This is a genomic window from Stenotrophomonas sp. STEN083 (assembly GCF_056759195.1).
The window spans coordinates 26370-33389 of the sequence record NZ_JBRRCU010000047.1 but is presented as its reverse complement, the minus strand read 5'-3'; the positions used below and the strand labels follow the sequence as shown (position 1 = coordinate 33389).

Sequence of the window (7020 nt, the reverse complement as noted above, 5' to 3'; positions counted from 1 at the left end):
TGTTGTGCCTATCGTTGCTGGGCTTGGGCTTTACCGGTCCTGCTCGTGCCGAGCTGGGCTCGGCACTACACCAGGTCAGACTCAGCTATACGCGTACTGCGTCTGGGCCACGTGGCGCAGCCGCTGCAGCACAAAATCGGCCAGTTCATGCGGGCTGTACTTGGCCACAAACGCATTGGCGCCCACACGCTCCACCATGGCGTTGTTGAACACGCCCGACAACGAGGTGTGCAGGAGCACGTACAGGCCAGCCAATCCCGCATGGCGGCGGATTTCCGTCGTCAGGGTGTAGCCGTCCATCGCCGGCATCTCGATGTCAGAGATCACCATGGCGTAGCGCTCGGCGGGGTTCTCGCCCGAGGCATGGATCTGCAACAGGTGTTCCAGCGCCTGCTTGCCATCAGAAAGCAGGGTTGCGCTCACCCCCAGCTGATCCAGCACACTGCGGATCTGTTGGCGGGCCACACGCGAGTCATCTACCACCAGGACTTGCATAGGCGGCGCGTCGGCCGGAAGTGCCATGGAGGGGTCAAGCACCGCTTCGCTGCGCACCTGGGCGATGTCGGCCAGCACGCTTTCCACGTCGATCACCTGGATCAACTCACCCTGGAAGCGGGTAACAGCGGTCAAATACGTCGATTCGGCGCCCAATTCCGGCGGCGGGTGGATATCTTCCACCGCGATATTGACGATGCGCTCAACCCCGCTGACCAGGAAGCCCTGTACCGAACGATTGAACTCGGTCACCACCAGGTAACCCGGCGAGGTGTCTGCCTCAGGCTCGCGCTCAGGGTGGCCGATGGCCAGGCCAAGGTCCAATACCGGCACCGAGCGGCCACGCACATCAGCCACCCCGGCAAACTGGGCGGGCAGGCCGGGCACCTGGAACAATGCAGGGCGGCGCAGTACTTCCTGCACCTTGAAAACATTCACGCCAAAAAGCTGACGGCCGCCAAGGCGGAACAGCAGCAGGGCAAGGCGGTTGTGGCCGGCCAGCCGGGTGCGCTGGTCAATTCGGTTGAGCAGGTCTTGTGACATGAGGGCTGTATCGGCGGCAGGTGGCGACAACTTGAGCGCCCGCCCGTATCCGGACTGGCACGGCACTTGCACAGCAATCCATCGAACCAATCAAGAGCCGGGTGGCCGCTGCCAATGCGCTTACTCCTAACTATATGTCTGCTGTTGCCTTCACTGGCCTGGGCCGCCGCGTTCCAGCCGGTGGAGACCATCCGTGCCGCGGCATTGGCCACCTTGGCGGCCGGGGAGAGCGGGGAGGCCATCCTGGATGCGAACCTGCGTCTGCCCGCATGCACGCAACCATTGCAGGCCAGCGTTACTGCCAACACGACGGTAGAGGTCGCCTGCCCGCAGGCTGGCGGCTGGCGGCTGTTTGTCCCGGTCAAGGTCCGGCGTGAGCAGCAGGTGCTGGTTCTGGCCCGCGGCGTGGCTGCTGGAGAAACCCTGGCGGCGGCCGATATTGGCAGCGTCAAGCGCGATACGGCACGCTTGGCTGGTGCCGTGCTGCTGAAACCGGAAGCGGCCGTGGGCCGGGTTGCGCGGCGCGCATTGAGCGCAGGCAGCCTGCTGTCGGCGACCGATCTGGTGGCGCCCCGCACCGTCCGCCGTGGCGACAATGTCGCCTTGGTGTCGCGCCGGGGCGGGGTGGAGGTGCGGATGGCGGGCAAGGCGCTGGGGGATGCGGGAGAGGGCGAGCGGGTCTCGGTCGAGAACCTGTCTTCACGCCGGGTGATGCAGGGCATTGCCACCCCTGCCGGCGACGTGCTGGTCAGCCGATAAATTGCTAAAGAATCCCTCGGCGTTGCCGTTATCGTTTTTGAACCGAATCAGGACTCCATCACATGAGCCAGAAAATCGACGGTGGTATTCCGGCCGCAGCGCAGTTGCGCAGCGTAGCCATCAACACCAAGGTGGCCGCCGCAGGCGATGCCAAGCCCAAGCCCGTTGAGGCTGCTGACAGCGTGCGCCTGACTGGCGAGGCTACCCAGCTGCAGGCCGTGCAGCGCGAGCTGAGCGCCGCCCCGGCTATTGACCAGGCCCGTGTGCAAGCGGTGCGCGAGTCGCTGGAAAACGGCAGCTACAAGATCAATCCCGACGCCATTGCCACGCGCATGCTGGGCCTGGACCAGCAGTTGCAGGGATGAACCTGTCCATGGGCGACCCGTTGCAGCGTCTGAGCGAGGCGCTTGACCGCGAACAGCGCGCCTTGGCCGAGCACGACGTGCCGGCCTTGGTTGCCGCCACCGGCAACAAGCTGGAAGCCCTGCGCGAGCTGGAACGGCAGCCGCCGCTGCACGAGGCTGAAAAGCTCAAGGAGCTGGCAGAGCGCAACCACGCCAACGGCGTGTTGCTGGCGCGCCGCCGCCGCGAGGTCAACTGGGCGCTGCGGCAGCTTGGCCGTAGCGAGAGCGCGCCTTCTTACGATGCCAAGGGCCAGGCACAGACCGTACATGCGCGACGGCCGTTGGCCGTAGCCTGATCGCTGGCAAACGCGGCGCCAGCGCCGCGATCGAATTCGCACATCCGGCTATAGTGGCGGCCTGTTCCTAGTTTGTACCGGCCGCCGTGACCCAGATCGATAGCAGCATCCTCATGCCAACCCCCTCGGCGGCCACATTGCGAGCCCTCGGCGAGCGCGTCCAGCACGGGATGCTGGTATTCAGCGGAAAATTTGAAGTCAGCATCGCCAACGGCCTGGTGCGTGAATTATTTGGCGTGGATGGCCCTGGCAGTGTCGACCTTGGCCGCCAGCTTGAGGCCTTGTTGCCACCTTTCGCGTTGTCGCAGGCCCGTGACTCTGGTAGCTGGATTGGCAGCCTGCCGGTCGGCGAGCGGGTCATCACTCTGCATCTGCACCATCATAGCGATGAGGCTGGCGAAGCTTTTCTGGCTCTGTTCCAGCATATAGATGGCCCTGAGGACTACGAGCGCGAGTTGCAGCAGCGTCATGCTGAGCTACGCCAGGCCTATCTGCGTTTGAATGGCACCCAGGAGAAACTGCTGCAGTCCGAGAAGATGGCCTCCATCGGTCAGCTTGCTGCTGGCGTCGCCCACGAAATCAACAACCCGATCGGCTACGTCCACTCCAACCTGGGCAGCCTGCAGGAGTATCTGCGTAGTCTGTTCACGGTGATCGAGGCCTATGAGCGGGCCTTGCGCGCCCCTGATCCGAAAGCGCTGATTCCGGAAATCGACGATATCCGCGACCGCCTGGATATCGATTTCATCAGCCGCGACTTGCCGCAGCTGATGGCCGAATCACGCGAGGGCATCGAGCGGGTGACCCGCATCGTGCGCGACCTCAAGGACTTCTCGTACTCCGGCCGCGATGAGTCGTGGAAGCTGGTCGACCTGCATGCCGGCCTCGAATCGACCATCAACATCATCTGGAATGAGCTCAAGTACAAGGTCACGCTCGATCGCCACTACGGCGAATTGCCGATGATCGAGTGCCTGCCGTCCGAGCTCAACCAGGTCTATATGAACCTGCTGCTCAATGCTGGCCATGCCATTGCCGATCGCGGCAATATCGTGGTCAGTACGGGGGTCAGCGGCGAGGAAGTCTGGGTTGAGTTCAAGGATGACGGTGCGGGCATTTCGCCGGAGCTGCGCCAGCGCATCTTTGACCCATTCTTCACCACCAAGCCGGTGGGCAGCGGTACCGGTCTGGGCTTGTCGATCTCCTACGGCATCATCAACAAGCACCACGGCCGCATCGACCTGGACAGCACGGTGGGCGAGGGCTCGTGCTTCCGCATCGTGCTGCCGATCCGCCAGCCGAAGTAATTGGCCGCAGGATTCCTGGATTGTGGGAGCGGCATAAGCCACGAAGCTGTCTCACGGCACCCGTGATCACAGGATTGCTCGTGGTGGCTGCAGCGATAGGGGCGATTGCCTGGAGCTGTAGGAGCGGCGTAAGCCGCGAAGCTGAGGTCGTGCCAGTCCTTGCGGGATCTGGAATCACGCATTCACTTGGGCTTTTGCTCGTAGGAATGGTGCAATTGCACTGGATGCATGTCCATCTGTACCTCAGTGGCTTCGCGGTTTACCCCGCTCCTACAAAAGATCAAAAGCCCCCAAACTCCTACGAAGCCCCCACGCCCTGCTTTTCATCATGGGTGCGGAAGGCTTGGCGGATATGCTCGCGCAGCTCGTCGTCATTCCATGGTTTGGTCAGGAACCGATAGATGGCGCCACGGTTGATCGCGTCGGTGACGGTGTTCAGGTCGGTATAGCCAGAGAGCACCAGGCGGATCGTGTCCGGGTACAACATCTTCACCCGGCCCAGGAATTCGGTGCCACTCATATCGCTCATGCGCTGATCGGACAGGATCACCTGTACGTCATTGATCGCCAGCAGATCAAAGGCGTCACGCACATTGCCGGCGGCAAGGATCCGGTAGCCATCACGGCGGAACAGGCGCACCAACGAGCGCAGCACGTTTTCTTCGTCGTCCAGCAGCAGCAGGGTGCGGTCAGGGCGGGTCTCAGCGAACGCTTCCGGTCGCAGGTAGCGGCGCCTCAAGGTCATGCCGGCGGCGTCGGCCGACATCGGTTCGCCAAATAGATAGCCCTGGAACACATCGCAGTCATTGCGGCGCAGGAAGCCGAGTTGGGCCTGCGACTCCACACCGTTGGCAATCACCGTCATGCCCAACTGGTGGCCCATGGCAATGATGGCGCGGCTGATGGCGGCCTCGCGGTTTGCCGCAGGCGCACTCTTGATGAAGCTTCTATCGATCTTGAGCTTGTCCACTGGATAGCGGACCAATGCGCTCAAGCTGGAGTCGCCAGTGCCGAAGTTGTCCAGGCACAGGCTGATGCCTTCGTTGCGCAGGTTGGCCAGGGTCTCGTGGACAAAGTTGACGTTGTTGGTCAACGCGCTTTCGTTGATTTCCAAGGTGAGCATACGCGCCGGTACACCGATCGACTGCAGCATCGCCATCACTTCGGTGAAGAAGTTCGGACGCAGCAGTTGCAGGGTGGATACGTTGACCGCCACGTTGAAATCTTCGAAGCCCTGATCACGCCAGACCTTGGCTTGGCGCAGGGTGGTTTCCAGTACCCAGGCGCCGATCTGCACGATGATGCCCAGGCGCTCGGCGGTACGCATGAAGCGCTCGGGTACCAACATGCCGAGGGTTGGCGACTGCCAGCGCAGCAGCGCCTCCATGCCCATGACGTGACCGTCGCGGGCGCTGACCAAGGGCTGATAGCGCAGGCGTAGTTCGCCGTTGTCGATGGCGTCCACCAGTTGCCGCGAGATGATGCTTTCACTGTGCGCACTGCTGGGCTTGTGCAGTACGTGCACGTGCACCGCATTGCCGCCTTCGCGACCGGCTTGGTGCAGGGCGTCCTCAGCCAGATCCAGCACCCCGGTCGCGGTATTGGCATGCTCCGGGCAGAGGCCAACCCCGATCTTGGCGGTCAGGAACAGGGTGTAGGGCAGCACCGACAATGGCAGCTCGATCTGCTGGCGCACCTGCTCGGCGAAGTCTTCCGGGGCGGGTGTCTGGCTGCTGCGTGGCACCGCGATCAGGAATTCATCGCTGCCGTGTCGCCATAGCTTGCCGCGTTCGCCAAGAAAGCCACGCAGGCGCTCGGCGATCAGGATCAACGCCTGATCGCCCACTTCGGCGCTCATGTTTTCGTTGACCGAGGCAAAGTGGTCGATATCCAGATGCAGCAGCATCAACGAGGTGCCGGTACGGTTGGCGGCGTCCACCAGGGTGGCCAGTTCAGGATTGCCGGCGCCCAGCCGGGCAGGGCGCGCGTCATTGCGGTCACCAAGCGAAGCGGTGCTGGTATTCCACATCGGGCGGGGTCCTTGAGGGGTCACAGTGCGTCCATTGCGTAGGGTAAACGCAGATCAATACGGGTGCCGGCGCCCGGCGCGGTTTCGATGTGCAGGCTGCCGCCGGCGCTCTGGGCGCGCTCGCGCATCACGATCATGCCAAGGCCACGCGGGCCCGCCGGGTCGAAGCCTTCGCCATCGTCCACCACCTGCAGGTGCAGGTCGCCGTTGTTGCCGTCGCGCAGCGACAGCGACACCTGGCTGGCACTGGCATGGCGCAAAGCATTGGTCAGGCTTTCCTGGGCAATCCGGAAGCAGGCCTGCTCGACCTCGTTGCTGGGTCGGCGCGGCAGCGCGTCCACATCCAGCAGCAACTCCACATCGGTGGAGCGGAACAGCAGGCCGGCCTGCCAACGCAAAGCAGCTTCCAGGCCCAAGGCATCGAGCTGCGGCGGTCGCAACAGCATCGACAGATTACGAAGTTTGATCACCGTGCTGTCAGCCAGTTCGATGATCTGGTCAATATCGTCCTGCCGCCGCGGCTTGCTGTCTTCATCGCGGGCGGCGCAGGCGGCCAGCTTCATGGCAGTGATGGCCTGGCCGATATCGTCATGCAGATCGCGTGAGATCGAGCGGCGCTCATCCTCCTGCAGGGAGAACAACCGGCCCGCCATCGCCTGCAACTCGCTGTTGCTGGCGGCCAAGGCAACCTTGCCATGCTCCAGTTCACTTAAATCACGAATCACAAATAGCTGGCAGGCCCTGCCGGCGTGGTGCAGTTGCTGGGTGATCACCATGGCATGGAACGGCTCGCCGCCCGTCCGTGACAACTGCACCGGCAGTTCGCTCTTGCTTGAGCGCAGGCCATGGCCACTCAAACTGGCAAGCAACTGGATGGCGCCTTCGCCGCGGCCGCCATCAATCCCCAGGATGCTGCTTGCGGCCGGATTGGCATAGAGAACTGTATCGCCGTCAGCAATCACTACGCCGTCAGGCAGCAGTGCGGCCAGCTGCTCGAACTCGGCAGGCAACTGCTTACGGAAACCGGTGGCTGGTTTTGATGACCAGAGCTGCCACCAGAGCAGGGCGAGTGCCGTACAAATTGCCACTGCGACCGCCGTCACACTTCGTGCTCGCCAGCCGGATGAATCCATGCCGGTTGCCGAGAGTGCCGCCAAGCTGGCGGCCAAAAAGCCGGCAATGCCAAG

The 7020-nt window shown here is 63.0% G+C and carries 6 protein-coding genes and 1 pseudogene; 4 read left to right on the top strand and 3 right to left on the bottom strand.

Features of this window, described 5'->3' with window-relative positions; genetic code table 11:
- Positions 1–81: 81 nt before the first annotated feature.
- Entirely contained in the window at positions 82–1038 is a 957-nt protein-coding gene (locus ACVOK8_RS13750) for a chemotaxis protein (RefSeq protein WP_481567313.1), read from the bottom strand.
- Positions 1039–1152: 114 nt separating this feature from the next.
- On the opposite strand from ACVOK8_RS13750, the gene flgA reads away from it, so the two are divergent.
- From flgA to ACVOK8_RS13730, 4 genes are all read left to right on the top strand, one after another.
- Entirely contained in the window at positions 1153–1797 is a 645-nt protein-coding gene (gene flgA / locus ACVOK8_RS13745) for a flagellar basal body P-ring formation chaperone FlgA (RefSeq protein WP_481567312.1), read from the top strand.
- 62 nt (positions 1798–1859) lie between these two features.
- Positions 1860–2162: a flagellar biosynthesis anti-sigma factor FlgM gene (gene flgM / locus ACVOK8_RS13740; RefSeq protein WP_481567311.1), complete on the top strand. Its 303-nt coding sequence runs from the start codon at positions 1860–1862 to the stop codon at positions 2160–2162.
- A gap of 2 nt (positions 2163–2164) precedes the next feature.
- On the top strand, positions 2165–2497 hold the full coding sequence (locus ACVOK8_RS13735) for a flagellar protein FlgN (RefSeq protein ID WP_481567315.1): 333 nt from the start codon (positions 2165–2167) through the stop codon (positions 2495–2497).
- A gap of 113 nt (positions 2498–2610) precedes the next feature.
- Complete coding sequence (locus ACVOK8_RS13730; RefSeq protein WP_481567310.1) at positions 2611–3804, top strand: ATP-binding protein; 1194 nt, start codon at positions 2611–2613, stop codon at positions 3802–3804.
- A gap of 298 nt (positions 3805–4102) precedes the next feature.
- Here the strand turns inward: ACVOK8_RS13730 and ACVOK8_RS13725 are convergent, their stop codons facing one another.
- Together ACVOK8_RS13725 and ACVOK8_RS13720 are read right to left on the bottom strand one after the other, a co-directional pair.
- Positions 4103–5833, bottom strand: a complete 1731-nt coding sequence (locus ACVOK8_RS13725) for an EAL domain-containing protein (RefSeq protein WP_481567309.1) — start codon at positions 5831–5833, stop codon at positions 4103–4105.
- A 20-nt stretch (positions 5834–5853) separates the two neighbouring features.
- Positions 5854–6834: pseudogene (locus ACVOK8_RS13720) on the bottom strand (sensor histidine kinase); the annotation flags it as partial.
- Positions 6835–7020: the final 186 nt, after the last annotated feature.